Annotated in this window: 17 protein-coding genes; 7 read left to right on the top strand and 10 right to left on the bottom strand. The window is 63.8% G+C overall.

The annotated features are described in order from the left end of the window. Positions 1-11 precede the first annotated feature (11 nt). Both dnaN and dnaA read right to left on the bottom strand, forming a co-directional pair. A complete protein-coding gene (gene dnaN / locus DK366_RS06080; protein WP_109124648.1) occupies positions 12-1112 on the bottom strand; it encodes a DNA polymerase III subunit beta in 1101 nt (366 codons plus the stop codon). A gap of 261 nt (positions 1113-1373) precedes the next feature. Beyond that, positions 1374-2729 (bottom strand): chromosomal replication initiator protein DnaA, encoded by a 1356-nt coding sequence (gene dnaA / locus DK366_RS06075; RefSeq protein ID WP_109124647.1) that lies wholly within the window; start codon positions 2727-2729, stop codon positions 1374-1376. Positions 2730-2942: 213 nt separating this feature from the next. On the opposite strand from dnaA, the gene rpmH reads away from it, so the two are divergent. The 5 genes from rpmH to DK366_RS21720 all read left to right on the top strand — a co-directional run bounded on the left by rpmH (position 2943) and on the right by DK366_RS21720 (position 9544). Beyond that, positions 2943-3080, top strand: a complete 138-nt coding sequence (gene rpmH, locus DK366_RS06070) for a 50S ribosomal protein L34 (protein ID WP_019464789.1) — start codon at positions 2943-2945, stop codon at positions 3078-3080. Between the two features lie 13 nt (positions 3081-3093). Further along, a complete protein-coding gene (gene rnpA, locus DK366_RS06065) occupies positions 3094-3492 on the top strand; it encodes a ribonuclease P protein component (RefSeq protein ID WP_109124646.1) in 399 nt (132 codons plus the stop codon). 58 nt (positions 3493-3550) lie between these two features. Next, complete coding sequence (gene yidC / locus DK366_RS06060; RefSeq protein ID WP_109124645.1) at positions 3551-5248, top strand: membrane protein insertase YidC; 1698 nt, start codon at positions 3551-3553, stop codon at positions 5246-5248. A 246-nt stretch (positions 5249-5494) separates the two neighbouring features. After that, entirely contained in the window at positions 5495-6835 is a 1341-nt protein-coding gene (mnmE, locus tag DK366_RS06055; protein WP_109124644.1) for a tRNA uridine-5-carboxymethylaminomethyl(34) synthesis GTPase MnmE, read from the top strand. Between the two features lie 120 nt (positions 6836-6955). Further along, on the top strand, positions 6956-9544 hold the full coding sequence (locus DK366_RS21720; protein ID WP_109124643.1) for a DNA translocase FtsK 4TM domain-containing protein: 2589 nt from the start codon (positions 6956-6958) through the stop codon (positions 9542-9544). 149 nt (positions 9545-9693) lie between these two features. Here DK366_RS21720 and rbsK read toward each other — a convergent pair whose 3' ends face one another. Together rbsK and DK366_RS06040 are read right to left on the bottom strand one after the other, a co-directional pair. Then, positions 9694-10584, bottom strand: a complete 891-nt coding sequence (gene rbsK, locus DK366_RS06045; RefSeq protein ID WP_109124642.1) for a ribokinase — start codon at positions 10582-10584, stop codon at positions 9694-9696. 113 nt (positions 10585-10697) lie between these two features. Continuing rightward, on the bottom strand, positions 10698-11135 hold the full coding sequence (locus DK366_RS06040) for a hypothetical protein (protein WP_109124641.1): 438 nt from the start codon (positions 11133-11135) through the stop codon (positions 10698-10700). Positions 11136-11268: 133 nt separating this feature from the next. Here DK366_RS06040 and DK366_RS06035 point away from each other — a divergent pair, with 133 nt between their 5' ends. Continuing rightward, positions 11269-11967: a glutathione binding-like protein gene (locus tag DK366_RS06035; RefSeq protein ID WP_109124640.1), complete on the top strand. Its 699-nt coding sequence runs from the start codon at positions 11269-11271 to the stop codon at positions 11965-11967. A 124-nt stretch (positions 11968-12091) separates the two neighbouring features. After that, positions 12092-14365: a S9 family peptidase gene (locus DK366_RS06030; protein ID WP_109124639.1), complete on the top strand. Its 2274-nt coding sequence runs from the start codon at positions 12092-12094 to the stop codon at positions 14363-14365. 691 nt (positions 14366-15056) lie between these two features. On the opposite strand, the gene DK366_RS06025 is transcribed toward DK366_RS06030, so the two are convergent. The 6 genes from DK366_RS06025 to DK366_RS06000 form a co-directional block, all read right to left on the bottom strand. Next, the gene (locus DK366_RS06025) at positions 15057-15671 is read right to left on the bottom strand and encodes a hypothetical protein (protein WP_109124638.1); all 615 of its coding nucleotides are present in this window, start codon (positions 15669-15671) and stop codon (positions 15057-15059) included. A 36-nt stretch (positions 15672-15707) separates the two neighbouring features. Further along, positions 15708-17045 carry an ATP-dependent protease ATPase subunit HslU gene (hslU, locus tag DK366_RS06020; protein WP_109124637.1) on the bottom strand — a complete coding sequence of 446 codons (1338 nt, stop codon included), beginning with the start codon at positions 17043-17045 and terminating at the stop codon, positions 15708-15710. 120 nt (positions 17046-17165) lie between these two features. Beyond that, positions 17166-17699: an ATP-dependent protease subunit HslV gene (hslV, locus tag DK366_RS06015; RefSeq protein WP_109124636.1), complete on the bottom strand. Its 534-nt coding sequence runs from the start codon at positions 17697-17699 to the stop codon at positions 17166-17168. A 171-nt stretch (positions 17700-17870) separates the two neighbouring features. Beyond that, on the bottom strand, positions 17871-18215 hold the full coding sequence (locus DK366_RS06010; RefSeq protein ID WP_109124635.1) for a GlpM family protein: 345 nt from the start codon (positions 18213-18215) through the stop codon (positions 17871-17873). Then, positions 18212-19099, bottom strand: coding sequence for a tyrosine recombinase XerC (xerC, locus tag DK366_RS06005; protein WP_109124634.1), 888 nt, complete (start codon positions 19097-19099; stop codon positions 18212-18214). The genes DK366_RS06010 and xerC overlap by 4 nt, the downstream gene beginning before the upstream one ends. Positions 19100-19109: 10 nt before the next feature. Then, positions 19110-19793, bottom strand: a complete 684-nt coding sequence (locus DK366_RS06000) for a DUF484 family protein (RefSeq protein WP_109124633.1) — start codon at positions 19791-19793, stop codon at positions 19110-19112. Positions 19794-19864: the final 71 nt, after the last annotated feature.

Here is a 19864-nt window from a genome sequence, read left to right as displayed (position 1 = left end):
AATGATCGACATCAGAGGCGCAGCGGCATGATCACGTGGCGGGCCTGATCGCTGTCGTCTTCCTGCACCAGGCAGCTGGATTGGGCATCGCGCAGGTTCAAGCGTGCCTTTTCACCGCGCAGCGCACCCAGCGCATCAAGCAGGTAACCCACGTTGAAGCCCACCGCCAGATCGGACACCGGCGTGTCGGCCTCGACCTCTTCCACGGCCTCTTCCTGCTCCGGGTTGTGGGCCACGATGCGCAGCTTGCCCGGCGACAGTTCCAGCTTCACGCCGCGGTACTTTTCGTTGGAAAGAATGGCCGCGCGCTGCAGCGCACCGCGCAGCACTTCGCGATCCAGCGTGGCGTGCTTGTCCGCGCCCAGCGGAATCACCGCTTCGTAATCCGGGAAACGACCGTCGATGAGCTTGGAGGTGAAAACCACATCGCCACGGCGGACACGCAGGTGATTACGGCCAAATTCCAGTTCGATCTGCCCATCGCCGGTTTCGAACAAACCGATCAACTCGTTCACGCCCTTGCGGGGAATGATGATCTGGCGACGCGTGGAAACCTTGCTGTCCAGCTTGGTTTCCTTCAGAGCCAGGCGATGGCCGTCGGTCGCCACGCAGCGCAGCGTGTGCTCCTGCAGATCCAGCAGCATGCCGTTCAAGTAATAGCGCACGTCTTGATTGGCCATGGCGAAGGCCGTGCGCTCCATGAGATCGCGCAGCACTTCTTCCGGTAGCGATACCCGCTCAACCAGCTCTATTTCATCGATGGTGGGAAATTCAGTGGCGGGCAGCGTGGCCAACGTGAAGCGGCTGCGACCCGCGTTCATGGCAACGCGATCGCCGTTGAGCTTCAGCTCGATCTGCGCGCCATCGGGCAGCGCACGAACGATGTCGAAAAGCTTGCGGGCTGGAATGGTGATTTCACCGTCCACCAGCTTGTCTGCCGGCGTGGTGGCGATCATCTCCACTTCCAGGTCGGTGCCGGTCATCGACACTTTGCCGTCGGCGACTTTCACCAGCAGGTTGGCCAGCACGGGCAGTGTCTGGCGTCGTTCGACCACGCCAACGACCTGCTGAAGCGGTTTGAGCAGAGCTTCTCGTTGAATGCTGAATTGCATGTATGCGCTTCCCCAATCCTGCTTTTCTGTTTTTAAAAGAAGTTCTGTAGTGGTGGTAGGTCGCGTGGATAACTCAAAAATCGAAAATTCTCTTTTTGAATCAATGAATTACGCGATTATTACTTTGTGTTCTGAAGTGCCTGATCGCTGTGTGCCAATTGTGGATAACTTCAGCGTCCAAGTCGTCCACCTATTATCCACAGGTTGCCACAGTACTTTTCAAGCGAAGAGTGCACAGGCACCCCCGCTTCCACCGGCAACTTAGCCGGTAAGAATGCGGATGAGCTGTTCCCAATCCTGACGCATGCGTGTGTCCGTCTCGCAATGCTTCTTGATCGTGCGGCAGGCGTGCAGGACGGTCGTGTGGTCGCGGCCGCCGAACGCCTCGCCAATTTCCGGCAGGCTGTGCTCGGTCAGCTCCTTGGACAGCGCCATGGCGATCTGGCGCGGACGCGCCAGCGAGCGCACGCGGCGCTTGGACAGCAGATCCTGCAGGCGCACCTGGTAGTAATCCGCGACGATCTTCTGAATGTTCGGCACGGTGACCGCCTGCGCATGCGTGGCCAGCAGGTCGCGCAGGGTTTCTTCGGCGAAGTCGATGGTGATGGGCTTGCCGTAGAAGTTGGCACGCGCCGCCAACGTGTTGAGCGCGCCTTCCAGGTCGCGCACGTTGGAGCGGATGCGCTTGGCCAGCAGCATCGCCACGTTCTCCCCTACCGCCACGCCCTTGTCGTGTGCCTTGGACAGCAGGATTGCCGCGCGCGTCTCGAAGTCCGGCGGCTCGATCGCCACCGACAGTCCCCAACCCAGGCGCGACTTCAGCCGCGGCTCCAGCTTGTCCACTTCCTTCGGGTAGCGGTCACAGGTGAGGATGATCTGCTGCTTGGATTCGAACAGCGCGTTGAAGGTGTGGAAGAACTCTTCCTGCGTGGTGTCCTTGCCGGCGAAGAACTGGATGTCGTCGATCAGCAGCGCGTCCACCGAGCGGAAGCGGCGCTTGAACTCGTCCATGCTCTTGGTGCGCAGCGCTTCGATCATCGAGCCCACGAACTGCTCCGAACGCAGGTACAGCACCTTGAAGTCCGGATTGCGCTCGCGCATCAGGTTGCCGGTGGCGTGCATCAAGTGCGTCTTGCCCAGGCCCGTGCCGCCGTAAAGCAGCAACGGGTTGTAGGCGCGGCCGGGATTCATCGCCACCTGCATGGCCGCCGCCTTGCCCAGCTGGTTCGACTTGCCTTCAACGAAGGTTTCGAAGGTGTAATGCGGATCGAGGTTGTGGGTGAACGTCGGCGGCGGCGCTTCGGCCACCATCGGTTCGGCCCGCGCGGGCGTCGGTGTCGGCGTCGCGGTCACCTTGCCGGTCGCGGTCGCCCGCGGGGAACTGGAACCCACTTCCAGGCGCACCGTCAGCTCGTGGCCGGTCAGCTGGCTGATCACCGTTTCGATACGCGCCAGATAGCGCTCGCGCACCGTTTCCAGCGTGTAGGGATTGGGTGCGAACAGCTTCAATCCATGGGTGTCGTCGCGCGCCTGCAACGGCATCAGCCAGGTGTGCAGGTCTTCGGCGTTCAATTCGCCCTCGAGACGCTCGAGACAGCGCCGCCACAGATCACTCATGGGAAGTCTTCAACCACTGAAAGGGGCGCTTTCGCGCGGGGTGGACCGGAAAGTCTAGCAGCAGAAAACGAGCTTGTCGGCACACATATCCACATGGATATCCACAGGCAGTCAACAGCCTTTGTCAACCCCGAAAACACCCCCATTTGACAGGGTCCTTTTGTACCCCGCATAATTTCCAACCTTTTTATCAACTTAACTTTGGAGGAAGCCATGTCCAAGCGGACCTTCCAGCCCAGCAAGCTCAAGCGTGCCCGCACCCACGGCTTCCGTGCTCGTATGGCCACGGCCGATGGCCGCAAGATCCTGAACGCTCGTCGCGCCAAAGGCCGCAAGCGTCTGATCCCGTAAGCGGCGCGCCCTGATGCGTGCCGCCGGCCTGCCGCGCGAGGCGCGGCTTCGCCGAGCCGGTGATTTCGCTGCATTGCGACAGAACAGCGGCCGCCTAGGTGGCCGCTGTTTTTCTGTGCGCTTTCGACTGAACGATCTGGGTCATCCCCGCCTGGGGCTGGCCATTTCCAAGCGCGTCTCCAAGCGCGCGGTCGATCGCAACCGCATCAAGCGCCTCATTCGCGAGTCATATCGCCGCGCTCGCCTTGAGCTTCCGCCCGTCGACCTCATGGTGATGGCGCGCGAGCAGGCTTGCAGCCTGCCCGGCCCGGAGTTGCTCGCCGAATTGCAGCAACTGTGGAAGAAACTGCGTTCCGCCAAGGTCGAAGCCACATTGAAGCCGGACGATACGGCCGGCACAATCGTGCGTTGACCTTTCTCCACCCTATGTCGCGGCTTGGCGTCGCGGCATGCACCGGATCTGCTCCGCGATGAATCAAACGCGCACGTTCCTCATCTTTGCCCTGCTCGCCGTGGCCTATCTGCTGTTCCAGGCCTGGGAGAAGGACTACGGTCCGCAGCCCGCACCGGCAGCCGCCAGCACATCGGCCACGCCAGGTGCCGATGCCAGCGTGCCGGGTGCGACCTCTTCCGCTGCCACGCCGACGGCTTCCGTACCTGGCACGGTGAGTGAAGCGTCGGCCCAGCTGATCACGATCAACACCGACGTGCTGCGCCTGACCATCGATACGCGCGGCGGCAGCGTCGTGCGCTCGGAACTGCTCAACTATCCGTCGGTGCCGCGCACCAAGAAGGACCCGGACCCCGCACCGGTGCGCCTGCTCGATGACGACCGCGCGCAGTACTTCGTCGCGCAGAGCGGTCTGGTGAGCAACCAGGGCGATGCGCCCGATCACCGCGCGGTGTTCTCCGCCGCCCAGACCAGCTACGTGCTGGCCCAGGGCCAGGACGAACTGAAGGTGGACCTGAGCTGGGCGGATGCCGCTGGCCTCAAGGTCACCAAGACCTTTGCGCTCAAGCGCGGCAGCTACGTCGTCACCGTCGACCAGAAGATCGAGAACGGCGGCAGCACCGCGTGGACCGGCAACACCTACGAACAGCTGCAGCGCGTGGCACCGGCACAGCAGAAGAGCTGGTGGCAGAACTTCAGCGATCCGTCCTCGCACAGCTTCTATGGCGCCGCGTGGTACAGCCCTGAAGACAAGATGTCGACGCTGCCCTTCAGCGACTTCGCCAAGAAGCCGCTCAACCACGCCATCACCGGTGGCTGGGCATCGATGCTGCAGCACTACTTCTTCGTCGCGTGGATTCCCGCGGCGCAGGACGCCAACACCTACAGCACCAGCGTGATCAATCCGGACACCGCGCAGCCGGTGTACCTGATTCGCTCGGTGGGTCCGTCGATCAACGTGGCACCGGGCCAGAGCGCCACGGCGGCTTCGCGCCTGTATGTCGGTCCCAAGCTGCAGGGCACGCTGGATCTGGTGGCACCGGGCCTGGACCTGACCACCAACTACGGCTGGCTCACCGTGGTGGCGCAGCCGCTGCATTGGCTGCTGTCGCAGTTGCACACCGTCGCCGGCAACTGGGGCGTGGCCATCATCCTGCTGGTGCTGTTGCTGAAGGGGGCGCTGTGGAAGCTCACCGCCGCGCAGTTCCGTTCCGGCGCCAAGATGCGCAAGCTGCAGCCGCGCGTTACCGCTCTGAAGGAGCGCTACGGCGACGACAAGATGAAGATGCAGCAGGCCATGATGGAGCTGTACAAGAAGGAGAAGGTCAATCCGATGTCGGGTTGCCTGCCCATCCTGATCACCATGCCCGTGTTCTTCGGCCTGTATCGCGTGCTGATGGAAAGCGTGGAACTGCGTCATGCGCCGTTCTTCGGCTGGATCCACGACTTGTCCGCGCCCGATCCGTTCTTCGTGCTGCCGGTGCTCTACATCCTGGTGATGCTGGCTACGCAGTGGCTGACGCCGGCCGCCGCAGGCATGGACCCGGCGCAGCAGAAGATGATGAAGGTGATGCCGGTGGTGTTCGGTTTCATGTTCCTGTTCTTCCCGGCCGGCCTGGTGCTGTACTGGGTGATCAACGGCCTGACCAGCCTGACCCAGCAGTGGCTGATCACGCGCGCGGTGGATCGCGCGGACGAGAAGGCCAAGGCGGCCTGATCGCTTCGGAAAAGCTTGAGAAAAAGGCCGCGAAAGCGGCCTTTTTCTTTGATGCTCCTTATTCTTCCGTCACCTTGGTTACTCCTCACCGTCATCCCTGCGAAAGCAGGGATCCAGCGTCTTTCGCACTTAAAGCGCCCATCCATATCAAGAGCAAAGGCACTGGATCCCTGCCTTCGCAGGGATGACGGTGAGGCATCTCGACATGTATTCGCCAACTTGCTGCCACCCTTCATAATTACCCCCATGACCCACACCGACACCATCGCCGCCATTGCCAGCGCCTCCGGTGCCGCGGGCGTCGGCGTGTTGCGCGTATCGGGACCAGCCGTGCCGGCCATCGCCAGTGAATTCCTAGGTCGCGATCCCGAACCGCGCCGCGCCTACTTCGCCGCGTTTCGCGACGCGCATGGCGAACTGATCGATCGCGGCCTGTTGCTCTACTTCCCTGCTCCAGCCTCCTACACCGGCGAACACGTACTGGAATTGCAGGGCCACGGCAGTCCTGTCCTGCTCGATGCGTTGTTGCGACGCGTGTGCGCCATGGGGTCGCGACTCGCGCGGCCGGGCGAATTCACCGAGCGCGCCTTTCTCAACGGCAAGCTCGACCTGGCACAGGCGGAAGCGGTCGCCGATCTCATCGCCGCGCGTTCGCAGGCGGGAGCGCGTGCGGCGCTGCAATCCATGGAAGGCGTGTTTTCGCGCAAGGTCCATGAATTGCTGCAATCGCTGATCGCGTTGCGCGTGCATATCGAAGCGGCCATCGATTTTCCCGAGGAAGAAATCGACTTCCTTGCCGATCCGCTGATCATGCAGCAGCTGCACGCATTGCGCGTGCAGTTGGATGACTTGTTGCGCGAAGCCCAACGCGGCGTGCGCCTCAACGACGGTTTGCGCGTCGCCATCATCGGACGTCCAAACGCGGGCAAGTCGAGTTTGTTGAATGCCCTGGCTGGTAGCGACCGCGCCATCGTCACCGACATCGCCGGCACCACGCGCGATGTGTTGCGGGAACAGTTGAACCTCGACGGCATCGCACTGGAACTTGCCGACACCGCGGGTTTGCGCGAAACGGACGATCCCGTCGAACGCGAGGGCGTGCGCCGTGCGCACGGCGAATTGGCGCGTGCCGATGTCGCCCTGCTCGTCACCGACGCGGAGCATGCCGGACACGACCTCGCCCTGTTGGCCGATCTTCCCGCCAACGTCGAGCGCATCGTGTTGATCAATAAAATCGACCTCGGCAGTCACGCTGCGCAGTACGACGTTCGCAGCGACGCCATCTGGGTGTGGGCATCGGCGAAAACCGGCGCCGGCCTTGACGCATTGCGCGATCATCTCAAGCAGCTTGCGGGTGCCGGCAGTGGCGAAGGTGCGTTCAGCGCACGCCGTCGCCACGTGCAGGCGCTGGAACAGGTCCATGCGCACCTAGCCTCGGCCGACCATGTGCTGCAAGCCACCCGCGCGGGTGAACTGGCCGCCGAGGAGTTGCGCCAGGCGCAGCATGCCTTGGGCGAAATCACCGGCACCTATTCCAGCGACGATCTGCTGGGAGCCATCTTCAGCTCGTTCTGCATCGGAAAGTAAGCCGCCTGACACGGCGAGTAATCGATAAATTACAGCGTGTTAGGCAACCCTCTGCTGACGTTCCTTACACGTTGGCGCTAACATGCTGAGTTTGCAGGCAAGCGGCTCGGCATCTCAGGCATGCTCCATCTCATTTTCGGCGCCTTCGGGCTGTCCACTCTCTGGCTCATCCCCCTGCTCTGGCGCGTCGGCAACGGCCTGTTGAAACGTCGTTCCGCGACGGGCGGCGGCGAAGGCTCGATCCGCTTGTGGCTGGGCGCACTCTTCGTGTTGCTGGCGAGTGCGACGCTGGAAGGCCTGGTGATCGATCAGTACACCGACGACGCCAACGCGGGCGGCACGTTGTGTCGCGCGTTGTCGCAAGGCCTGGACGGGTTGCTTGGCGGATGGATCACCACGCTGGCGATGCTGGCCGTACTTGCGGCCGCACTACCCTGGTATCTGGGTTTGGGCTGGCCGCAGATCTTCAAGCGTGTATCCGGCGTGGTCGACATCATCGCCGCGCTTCTGCAGCGGGGTGTGGAAGCCATCGCCAAAAAACGGGGCAAGGCGATCGTTGCGAGGCGCTCAAGCGGTGCCGTGCGCCGACCTGATCGTGCACCGGCGAAGGGACGTCGCGCTAAACCCGCCGCCGCGCGCCGCACGGAAGCCCCGGCCCCGGTCGTCGCTGCAGCGCAGAAACCTTCCGTGCAAGTGGCTGAGCCATCACCTTTGACGCCGACGCCCTTGTCGCGCGTCAGCCGCGTAGCGCAACAGGAGAAGGTGATACGCGAACCCTGGCTGACGCCCAAGCGCGGCAAGCTGGCCGCATCCCAGGAACAAGGGTCGCCCGTTCGCGCCGCGCCGTTGATGGCGACGAAACCGACCGTGGCCGCATGGCCGACGGCATCGGCGGCGACGAACGCCGTCGCGCAGACACCGATGGTTGCTGTTGCAGCACCGCTCGCGACGGCCGTGATCGAACCGACACCGCTGCCAGGGCCTGTGCACGTCCCGGAAGAATTCGGCATCGCACCTTCCCCGGTGATCGAAACCATGGTTTCCGCCGAGGAACCGGTGCTTGATGAAGAAGCTCCCTTCGATGTGGACTTGCCGGCGGCAAGCCACGCCCCCGTGTCGACTACGCCCATAGCTTCCTTGCGGCGCCCTGCTGCCAACGACGAAGAGCTGGCCAGCCTCGCGACGAGCGTTACACCGCTGCGTCAGCCTGCACCCGCGCATCAACGCTCGGCGGCCATGCTGCCGCCATTGTCGCTATTGGCTGCGCCGCGCACCGAACAGGCCTCCATTGACGATGCACAACTGGCCGAAACCGGCGAGTTGATCGAGCAACGCCTGCGCGAGTTCAAGGTGCCGGTGACCGTGGTCGGCGCATCGGCGGGCCCGGTGATTACCCGTTTTGAAGTGGAGCCCGCCGTGGGCGTGCGCGGCAACCAGATCGTCGCGTTGATGAAGGATCTCGCGCGCGGCCTGGGACGGACGTCCATTCGCGTGGTCGAAACCATTCCGGGCAAGACGTGCATGGGCTTGGAATTGCCCAACGAGCAGCGCCAGATGATTGCGCTGTCGGAAATCCTCGACTCCCCCGCCTACCGCGACTCCGACTCGCTGCTCACGCTGGCGATGGGCAAGGGCATTACCGGCGAGCCACTGGTGACGGACCTTGCCAAGGCGCCGCACATGCTGGTCGCGGGCACCACCGGTTCGGGCAAGTCCGTCGCGGTGAACGCGATGATCCTGTCGATGCTGTACAAGGCCACGCCCGACGACGTCCGCATGATCATGATCGACCCGAAGATGCTGGAACTCTCGGTGTACGAGGGCATTCCGCATCTGCTCGCTCCCGTGGTCACCGACATGAAGCTCGCTGCCAACGCCTTGGCGTGGTGCGTGGGCGAAATGGAAAACCGCTATCGCCTGATGTCGGACCTGCGCGTGCGCAACCTGGCCGGCTTCAACCAGAAGGTGCGTGAGGCACGGGCGTCTGGACGTCCATTGATGAATCCGTTCCCCGCGCATCCGGAAGTGCCGGAGCTGCTGGATACGTTGCCGATGATCGTGGTGGTGATCGACGAGCTGGCCGACCTGATGATGGTGGCCGGCAAGAAGATCGAAGAACTGATCGCACGACTTGCGCAGAAGGCACGTGCGGCGGGCATCCATCTGATCCTTGCCACGCAGCGTCCGTCGGTGGATGTGATCACGGGTCTCATCAAGGCCAACATTCCCACGCGCGTGGCGTTCCAGGTGTCGTCCAAGATCGACTCGCGCACCATCCTCGATCAGATGGGCGCGGAAAGCCTGCTTGGCCAGGGCGACATGTTGTTCCTGCCGCCGGGCACGGGTTATCCACAGCGCATCCACGGCGCGTTCGTGGCGGATGAGGAAGTGCACCGCATCGTCGCGCATCTCAAGCTCTACGGAGAGCCCGACTACAAGGACGAGATCCTTGCCGGTCCGCCCAGTGAAGGCAGCGGCGAGTTGTTCGGCGAAGAAGGGGCGGACGCGGAACTCGATCCGCTGTATGACGAAGCCGCCGCGTTCGTGCTGCGCTCGCGCCGCGCGTCGATCTCGTTCGTGCAGCGCCAGTTCCGCATCGGCTACAACCGCGCCGCGCGACTGGTGGAAGCGATGGAAGCGGCGGGATTGGTATCGTCGATGGGCATCAATGGGCAGCGGGAAGTGATTGCGCCGGGGCCGTCGGACTAATCAACAGCGTTTGTGGGAGCGCACCCTGTGCGCGACAACGGGATGCGAAAGCGAAGGAAAGTGCGGGCTTGAATCGAGGCCTATCCGTTCCGCTTCGCACAGTCGCGCACAGGGTGCGCTCCCACAAAAAAGCATCGGCGGCAAAGCGCTCAGGCGGACGGAAGGAACGCTTCCAGCTCGGCGCGCGTTGGCATGCCGCCTTGCGCGCCCAGTCGTGTCACCGACAATGCCGCGGCAGCACACGCCTTGCGGACTGCTGCAGGCAATCCTTCGTGAAGGAAAACGGCGAGAGCCGCATTGAACGTATCGCCGGCACCCGTGGTGTCCACGGCATCGACCTTGAAACCTGCCTGATGTGCCGCGTCACCGCCATCGCGATACCAAGCGCCATCACCGCCGCGCGTCAGCACCACCGGTGCAGGCGCGCGTTGCATCAATGACTGGAAATCTTCATCGGCATCCGCACCGAGCAGGATGGCGAGCTCGTGTTGATTGGGCGTGAGATAGCGCGCAAGTTTCAACCATTCCACCGGCAGCTTCTGCGTGGGTGCGGGGTTGAGGATCACCGGCTTGCCAAGTCGCTGGCCGAGTCGCAGCGTGGCTTCCACGGACTCGAGCGGAATTTCCATCTGCACCAGAATGGCGTCGGCGCTGGCGAGCGTGGATTGCGCCCGCTCGATCTGCGCCGGTGTCACGCGCGCGTTGGCGGCGGGAACCACGATGATGTGGTTTTCGCCTTCGGCGACGGTAATGGATGCGGTGCCGCTGCCGCATTCGGCGATGCGCACGACATGCGCGAGATCGACGTTCTCGCGCGACAGGCCTTCCCGCAGTTCCGCACCAAAAGCGTCGTCACCCACGGCGCCGATCAGCGCCACCTCGGCACCAAGCCGCGCGGCGGCCACCGCCTGGTTCGCACCCTTGCCGCCGTGCACGGTGAGGAAGCGCTCGCCGAGAATGGGTTCGCCGGGTCCGGCAAAACGCGACGCCAGCGTCACCAGATCCATGTTGATGCTGCCGACCACGGCCACGCGCGCCATACCTGCTCCATCACTTCTTCATGCGGGGAAGAGGGAGGATACGAGAAGGGCCGGCTGGCCGAAACGACAGCGCGTCGCCCCCGCGCGCGCCGGGGCGACGACGGGAATCACCATCAGCCGCCGCTGCTACCCGACGACGGCACGTTCTGGCCGTGCTTCTCCTGCATGCGCTCCATGGCTTTTTCGCGCGCGGCTTTCCACTTGTCGCGCTGTTCCGGCGTCAGCACGCCACCGATCTGGCTTTCGCTGTCCTGCACCAGGGACATGGTCTTCGCGCGGCGGTCCGCCGGCTTCAGGGTGGTGTCGGCGCGCAGTGCCTGCAGCTGCTGGTCGCGCTGCTGCAACATCGGGCCGATCTTGGCCTGCTGGTCCGGCGTGAGCTGCAGCTGCTTGGTCAGGCGCTGCAGTTGCGTCTGCGGATCAAACTGATGCATGTGCTGGCCGTTGGCGGGCGGCGGTGCGGTACCGGCCTGGTCGGCCTGCTGGGCCAGTGCGTGGCCCGTGAAGGCAACAGCGAGTGCAAACGCGAGAGAGCCGGGGAGGCGTTTCATGGGCGGTTCTCCGTGGGTGACCAGCGCGGGAACGCCCCCGCGGCGTCGCGGTTGACGGCGAGGAGCTCCCCCGCGCTTGAATCGCAGGCTAGCGCCCCGACCATCAACGCATTGTCCGCCCCGAGTTATCGCCATGATCGAGCTGCATTACTGGCCCACGCCCAACGGCCACAAAATCACGCTGTTTCTCGAAGAAACCGGTCTTCCGTACACCATCAAGCCAGTGAACATCGGCAAGGGCGAGCAGTTCCAGCCGGATTTCCTGGCCATTTCGCCCAACAACCGCATGCCCGCCGTGGTGGATACCGATCCGACGGGCGGCGGCGAGCCCATCAGCGTGTTCGAGTCCGGTGCCATCCTGCAGTACCTGGCCGAGAAGACCGGCCGGTTCCTGCCAACCGACTTGCGTGGCAAGTACACCGTGCTGGAATGGCTGGCCTGGCAGGTGGGTGGCCTGGGCCCGATGCTGGGCCAGAACCACCACTTCAACCGCTATGCACCCGAGAAAATCCCCTACGCCATCGACCGCTACGTGAACGAGACGCGGCGCCTGTACGGCGTGCTGAACAAGCGCCTGGAAGGCCGTGATTTCATCGCCGGAAAGGACTACTCCATCGCCGACATGGCGGCGTATCCGTGGATCGTGCCCTATGAAAACCAGGGCATGACGCTGGAGGACTTTCCCCGTGTGAAGGCCTGGTTCGAGTCGATCCGCGCGCGCCCTGCCACCCAGCGCGCCTATGCCATCGGCGAGCAGATCCGGGGCACATTCGACCTGACGACCGACGAAAACGCGCGAAAAGTGCTGTTCGGCCAAGGTGCAAAAGTCTGAGATCGCGCGCTGCATCCGTTGCCGGATGCAGCGCTTTTCACGGGAAATCGCTGGCTTCCCTGCGCCCGACGCGTTCTAATCGCCGCTTGTTCTTGCGTACGACGCGTCGCCCAGGGAAGTATTCATGCGCGCACTTTTCTTTGCCGCCCTCACACTGGTGGCTTTGCCGACCATGGCCGAAAAACTCACGATCGAACGCATCTTCGACGGCGGCAACCTTGCCGGTGCTGCGCCGCGCGGTTTGCAGATATCGCCCGATGGCACGCGCGTAACTTTCTTGCGTGCCCGTGCGGACGACCAGTTCCAGCTGGATTTGTGGGAATACCAGCTCAAGGGCAACACCACGCGCCTGCTGGTGGATTCGAAGAAACTCGAACCCAACGGCGAGCAGCTGTCGGATGCGGAAAAGGCGCGCCGCGAGCGCGAACGCACCGCGGGCCTGCACGGCATCGTGAGTTACCAGTGGTCGCCGGATGGCAAGCAGCTGCTGTTTCCCATCAACGGCAAGTTGTACGTCTACGCGTTGGCCACGCCCGATGCGGCGCCCAGGCAGCTCGACGCGGGCGACAACGTGATCGACCCCAAGATCTCGCCCAAGGGCCGTTACGTTTCGTACGTGCGCGACCAGAACCTGTGGGTGATCGACCTCACCAGTGGCGAAGCGAAACAGCTCACGCACGATGGCGGCAGCACCGTGCATAACGGTGAAGCCGAGTTCGTCGCGCAGGAAGAAATGGATCGCAGCGCGGGCTACTGGTGGGCGCCGGACGATTCGGCCATCGCGTTCGAACGCTATGACGAGTCGAAGGTGCCGGTGACCAAGCGCACCGAGCTCTACGCCGATCACACCGACGTGATCGACCAGCGCTACCCGGCGGCGGGTGCACCCAACGTCGCGGTGAAACTCGGTCTTGTCTCTCCCGCGGGCGGTCAGCCGCGCTGGATTGACCTGGGCAAGGATCAGGACATCTACCTGGTCCGCGTGAACTGGCTGCCCGACGGCAAGCACGTCAGCTATCAGCGCATGCCGCGCAACCAGCAAAAGCTGGAACTGCGCCTGGTGGATGCGAAGACGCTGGCCCACCGCACGCTGGTCACCGAAACCGCCGACACGTGGATCAACCTCAACGACGTCCTCACCTTCCTCAAGGACGGCAAGAGCTTCCTGTGGGGCAGCGAACGCAGTGGTTTCCACCATCTGTATCTGTACGGACTCGATGGCACGCTCAAGCATGCGGTAAGCGACGGCGATTGGCCCATCGACGGGCTGCTGGCGGTGAACGAACGGGCGGGCCTGGTGTACATGGCATCGAACAAGGACGCCGTGCCGGAAAAACAGGTCTACGCGGTGAAGCTCGATGGCAGCGACGCCAAGGCGCCGGTACGCATCACCCAGGGCGCGGGCACCCATGTGGCCACGTTTGCACCGGATGGCAGCTTCTATCTCGACAACTTTTCCAGCGTCGACACGCCGCCGCAGGTAAGCCTGCACAAGGCAGACGGTAGCCTCGTCACCTGGATCGAGCCGAACAAGCTCGACGACAAGCATCCCTACTGGCCCTACCGCGACAGCCTGATCAAGCCGGAATTCGGCACGCTGAAAGCCGCCGATGGCCAGACGCTGTACTACCGCCTATACAAGCCCGTGAACTTCGATCCCACCAAGAAGTACCCGGTGTTCGACATGTACTACGGCGGTCCGCACGCGCAGATGGTCGCCAACGTGTGGGGTGACTATTTCAACCAGTACATGGCCAACCAGGGCTTCGTGGTGTTCACCCTGGACAACCGCGGCATGGCGCGCCGCGGTCGCAAATTCGACAGCGTGATCTACCAGCAGCTGGGCGCGGCCGAGGTGGACGATCAACTCGTTGGCATCCACTGGCTGAAATCGCAGCCGTGGATCGACGGCAAGCGCATCGGCGTGTTCGGCTGGAGCTACGGCGGTTACATGACCACCATGATGCTGTCCAAGGCATCCGATGAACTGGCCGGCGGCGTGGCCGTGGCGCCCGTCACCAACTGGCGCCTGTACGACACGTTCTACACCGAGCGTTATCTTGGCCGCCCGCAGGACAACGATTCCGGCTACACGCGCAGTTCCCCGATGGCGTGGTTGGATGGCCTGACCTCGAAGCTCTATCTCGTCCACGGCATGGCGGACGACAACGTGCTGTTCCTCAATTCCACGGAGTTGATGGCGGAGTTGCAGAAGCGAGGGACGCAGTTTCAGTTCATGGCGTATCCGGGGGCGAAGCACGGTTTGAACCTGCCGGGACAGCGCAGTCACGTGTATCACCTGATCGAGAATTTCTTTCAGCAGCAGGTGAAGGGTGCTGCTGTGCCGGTGGCGCCGAAGCCTGCAGTGCAGCCGGCTGCTGCTGCGACGGCTCGATAGCCCTGCCTTAGCTCCCTCTCCCCTTCGGGGAGAGGGTTGGGGTGAGGGGTGGGTGCTCGCGGAAGCGTTTCTTTCGTTCGCTGTCATCCTTGCGATGACCTCCCCATCCCTCACCTGCATCCTCGCGGCGACATCTCTACCCCTCACCGTCATTCCCGCGAAGGCGGGAGGCGCTTTTCAACGGCCGAAGGGCCGGTCATCCAGTGACTTTGTTCTTTGGCTCTTTTGCGGTCCTTCCGCAACCCGGCTCGCCTGCCGCGGGCTTCCGACCTCCTGCCGGAGGCCGGGTCACTTTCTCTTGCTTGCCCAAGAGAAAGTAACCAAAGAGAAGGGCACCCCCACTTGGCGCTGCCTGGGCTGCGCCCAGCCAGTCCGTGAGGGGCGGCCGGGCTTTTCGACCGGGCTCCTGCCCGGGCGAAAAGTGCCTGACATCCATGTCAGGCACCCCTGCGGGGCCTGATCGTCCACCCCTCACCGCCGCACAGGGGGCCCAGGATCAAAATCAAAAGCGGAGCGGACGGCTCGTGCAGCTGCGCTGCACATCGCGTCGCTCCTGCCTTCGCGTGGAGCACGGTCATGAAAGGAAAGGCCAGATTGGCCCCTCACCCCAACCCTCTCCCCGAAGGGGAGAGGGGGCCAAAGAAAAAGGCCGCCCGTGAGGCGGCCTTTCTATCCAGCACATTCACAAGCATTACTGCGCGGTACCCACGCCCGAATCACCCTGCTCCAGCGGCGGCGGCGTGCCCGCCACGGCCAGCAGCGACGTGGCGTAGCCGTCTTCGATGCTCACGGTGGAAACCTCGTCCCAGGAGAAGAACGATGCCTCGCGCAGCCATTCGGCGTCCGGCGAGATCTCCTGCATGTTGAAGCCGTCTTCTTCCACGCTGATCAGGCGGCCGATGTAGCAGACCTCCGACTCGTCCTCGCTGTCCACGTGCACGCCGATGACGGGCGCCTGCGCGGCAGCGGCCTGGATCACGCTGCGGATGTCGTCCAGCGGGAAGCCTCGCGGCGGGCGTGGCATCAGGTGCTTCAAGGCCAGCGCCTTTTCCATGAAGGGCGCGTGCTTGTCGGGCGCTTCCAGTTCGGACACGTCGCGGTGACGCATCACATACATGCCGTCATACGTGATGCCGTCGCCGACGACCCACAGCAAAAAGAATTCACGGCCAACACCACCCACGTAACCACAAAAGCTGCCGTGTTCGAGTTCGCCGCGCCACAACCGGACCAGCTGGTGCTTCTGCTGCGCTTCGCGCAACTGGGCGCGCTGGCCGGTGGTCTTCAGTTCAATCACATTTCCCATGGTCAAAATTTTACCAGCCCGGGGCTTTCCCCTTGTTTACAGGATGTAACGGCTCAAATCCTCGTCCTGAACCAGTACACCCAGGTTTTTATCCACATATTCGGCGTCAATCATGTAATTTTCGCCGGATTTGTCAGCAGCTTCGTAGGAGATCTTCTCCAGTAGCCGCTCCATCACGGTGTGCAGGCGCCGGGCGCCGATGTTCTCGGTGCGCTCGTTCACCTGGAAAGCGACCTCAGCCAGGCGGTCCACGCCCTCCTCGGTGAAGCTGACCGTGACGCCTTCGGTACCCAGCAGGGCGATGTACTGCTTGGTCAAGGCGTTATGCGGTTCACGCAGGATGCGCTTGAAGTCGTCGACCGACAGCGCCGACAGCTCCACGCGAATCGGGAGGCGACCCTGCAGCTCGGGAATCAGGTCCGAGGGCTTGGCCAGCGAGAACGCGCCCGAGGCGATGAACAGCATGTGGTCGGTCTTGATCGGGCCGTATTTGGTGGACACCGTGGAGCCTTCCACCAGCGGCAGCAGGTCACGCTGCACGCCTTCGCGGCTGACGCCGGCGCCGCCGAACTCGGAGCGCTGGGCGACCTTGTCGATCTCGTCGATGAAGACGATGCCGTTCTGCTCCGCGGCGTGCATGGCCTGCGCGCGCACCTCTTCCTCGTTGAGCAGCTTGGCGGCTTCTTCTTCGATCAACATGGGGCGGGCCACCTTGATGGCCACCTTGCGCTGCTGGGTCTTGGCGCCGCCCATGTTCTGGAACATCTGGCGCAACTGCTGGCCCATTTCTTCCATGCCCGGCGGGGACATGATTTCCACGCCTACATTCATGGCGAAATCCAGCTCGATCTCGCGGTCGTCCAGGGCGCCTTCACGCAGCTGCTTGCGCAGCTTCTGCCGCGTGTCGTTCTGCTCGCTGCTGGGTGCGGCGTCGTGCGACCAGTCGGTGGGCGTCTGACGGCGCGGCAGCAGGGCGTCGAGGATGCGGTCTTCGGCGCGATCTTCGGCCTGCGTGCGCACGCGCTTCATGGCCTGCTCGCGCACCAGCTTGTAGGCCACGTCGGCGAGATCGCGGACGATGGATTCCACATCCTTGCCCACGTAACCCACCTCGGTGAACTTGGTGGCTTCCACCTTCACGAAGGGCGCATTGGCCAGCGTGGCGAGGCGGCGGGCGATTTCGGTCTTGCCCACGCCGGTGGGACCGATCATCAGGATGTTCTTGGGCGTGACTTCATCACGCAGGTTCGGCTCGAGCTGCATGCGGCGCCAGCGGTTGCGCAGCGCAATGGCCACGGCGCGCTTGGCGTCGTGCTGGCCAATGATGTAGCGGTCGAGTTCGTTGACGATTTCGCGGGGTGTCAGTTCGGACATGGGAGGGACCAGGGATGAGGGTTGAGTAGCGAGGGCGCCAAAACCGCGCCTCGTGCCTTGAGATGGGTCATGGGACGGTGCGTCTGCGGACTTGCGCCCTCGCGACTCGCCCCTCTTCCCTCAAAGCTCTTCAATCGTCGTGTTGTGATTGGTGTAGATGCAGATGTCACCGGCGATCTTCAGCGCTCGCTCGACAATGGCGCGCGAATCCATCTCGGTGTTCTCCATCAGTGCCAGCGCGGCGGACTGCGCATACGGGCCGCCCGAACCGATGGCGATCAGGCCATGCTCGGGTTCCAGTACGTCGCCGTTGCCGGAAATCAGCAGCGAGGCTTCCTTGTCGGCCACGGCCAGCATGGCTTCCAGGCGACCCAGGCGGCGGTCGGTGCGCCATTCCTTGGCCAGTTCCACGGCGGCGCGGGTGAGGTTGCCGCCGTGCTTGTCCAGCTTCTGCTCGAACAGCTCGAACAGGGTGAAGGCGTCGGCGGTGGCGCCGGCGAAACCGGCCAGCACGTTGCCCTTGCCGAGGCGGCGGATCTTGCGGGCGTTGGCCTTCATCACCGTGTTGCCCAGGGTGACCTGGCCGTCGCCGCCGATCACGACCCGCCCGTTGCGGCGCACCGAAACGATGGTCGTGGCGTGAAAGGATTCCATGCGGAACTCCGTAAAGAGTGAATTCGCCAGAGGTGGGGCCGTGGAAGCGGAAACCAAGTTGCCGGGCTTAGGGCCACTCCCTGCAGGAGCGCCCTTGGGCGCGACCGGTGCCTGAATGATGCGGTGCCGCGGTCGCGCCCAAGGGCGCTCCTACAACGGTGCAGGTCTTGCCTAGCGCCGGTTCCATGCCACGACAAGAAACCCCGCCACCAGGCACCACACGGCCAGCGCCGTGCCCAGCGCCGGCAACAGTCGCAGCCGGGCCACCAGCCAGTACAGCGAACCCAGGTATGCCAGGTACGGGATCACCGCCCACATGCCGAAGACGATGGTGGCGCGAAGGTTGGCCGTGCCGCGCTCACTGCCCACGATGTAATGCGCCATCAACGCGAAGGTGGGAAACAGCGGCAACAGTCCGGCGATGTAGTAATTGCGCGTGCGCGCCAGCAATCCGATCAGCAGCACCATCAGTGCGCCGATCAACGACTTCAGCAGCAGGTTGGCCACGCCGCTCATTTGCGCTTGGCACGCGGATGCGCGGCATCGTAGACGCGCGCCAGGTGCTGGAAATCCAGATGGGTGTAGATCTGCGTGGTGGCGATATCGGCGTGGCCCAGCAGCTCCTGCACCGCGCGCAGGTCGCCGGAGGATTCCAGCATGTGGCTGGCGAACGTGTGCCGCAGCAAATGCGGATGAATGCGCTTGGCCATGCCCTGCTGCAGCGCCAGCGCCTTCAGTCGCAGTTGTACCGTGCGCGGGTTGATGGTGGCGCCGCCGCGACCCTTGAACACGGCCTGTTCGGGCGCCATGCCTTCGGCGTCGCCCAGCGCGCGCAGCGCCGCCACGGCGTGGCGGCCCACCGGCACGATGCGCGTCTTGTTGCCCTTGCCGAGCACGCGCACCTCACCCTGCTGCAGATCCAGATCCACCCAGTGCAGCCCACACAATTCGGACAGGCGCAGGCCGGAGGAATAGAACAGCTCCAGCATGGCGCGGTCGCGCAGGTTCAAGGCGCCCTCGGTGGTCGTTTCCACCAGCGACGTGGCTTCGTCCACGTCCAGCACCTGCGGCAGCTTGCGATGCACCTTGGGTCCGCGCACGCCGGCCAGCGGATCGTGGTCGAGCGCGCCTTCGCGCGTCAGCTGGCGGAACAAGCTGCGGCAGGAGGAAAGCAGGCGCTGAAGGCTTTTCGGCGACAGACCCGCGCGATGTTCCGCCGCGACGAAGCCGCGCATGCGGTTGGGTTCAAGCGAGTTGAAGGCGGCAACGCCCTGCGCTTCCATCCAGCGCAGCAGCTTGGCCAGATCGCGGCGATAGCCATCCACGGTATGCGCCGACGCCTTCTTTTCTCCCGATAGCCGGGCCAGCCAGGCGTCGACCTGATCCTGCGGCTTGGACATCGTCAGGCTCTTACATGACGTCCTGCGCGCGACGCAGCGCGGCGGTGACCGTGCCGGCGATCATCTTCAGGAACACCGTGCCCATGCCTGGCTGGAAGTGATCCGAGTCGCCGCTGCCGATGGCAAGGATGCCGAACTCGCCCAGCGGCATCATCGCTGCCGAACGAATCTCCGGCGCGTGTTCGCCGAACAGGCGATACAGCCGTTCGGCGGAAAGGCGACCCGCCACGGGTTCGTGATGCGCCATGAAGTCGGCGAATTCGGGCACCTGCGAGCGGCCGCCCGGCACGTGCACCAGCCAGTCGGCGGGCGGCAGGCCAATGGGGCCGAACAGCATCAGGCGTACCTGGTCGGTCTGGAAATCCTCCGACAGGCGCGCCACCACGCTGCGCGCAGCCACGGCCGGTGTGCCGGCCCGAAGCACGGCGAGGTTCAGTTCGTGCACCCGCTGCATCAGCCGCTCGTTTTCCGCGGCAATGGACACCAGCGCGGCGAGCTGCTTTTCCAGCTCGGTGTTCTTCTCGCGCAGGCTCTGCAGCTGGTACACGGCCAGCGATGCCACCCGCCCCTGCTCACGTGGCAGGGTGAGCTGCGCGGCAATGTCGGGGTAGTCGCTGAGGAATTCGGGATGGCGGCGCAGATAAGCCGCGACGTCGCTGGCAGAAAGCGTGTCGGCGATGGCGGTGTCGGACATGGCTACCTCAGCAGGGTCGATGCGTCGCGGGCCGAGTGTGCGATGTCCGGCTACCGGCTTTCAACCGACAC

Origin of the sequence: Dyella sp. C11, from assembly GCF_003121485.1 — a bacterium.
Classification (GTDB): domain Bacteria; phylum Pseudomonadota; class Gammaproteobacteria; order Xanthomonadales; family Rhodanobacteraceae; genus Dyella.
Note: the sequence above shows the minus strand (reverse complement) of the source record. Positions and strands in the feature narration are given on the sequence as shown.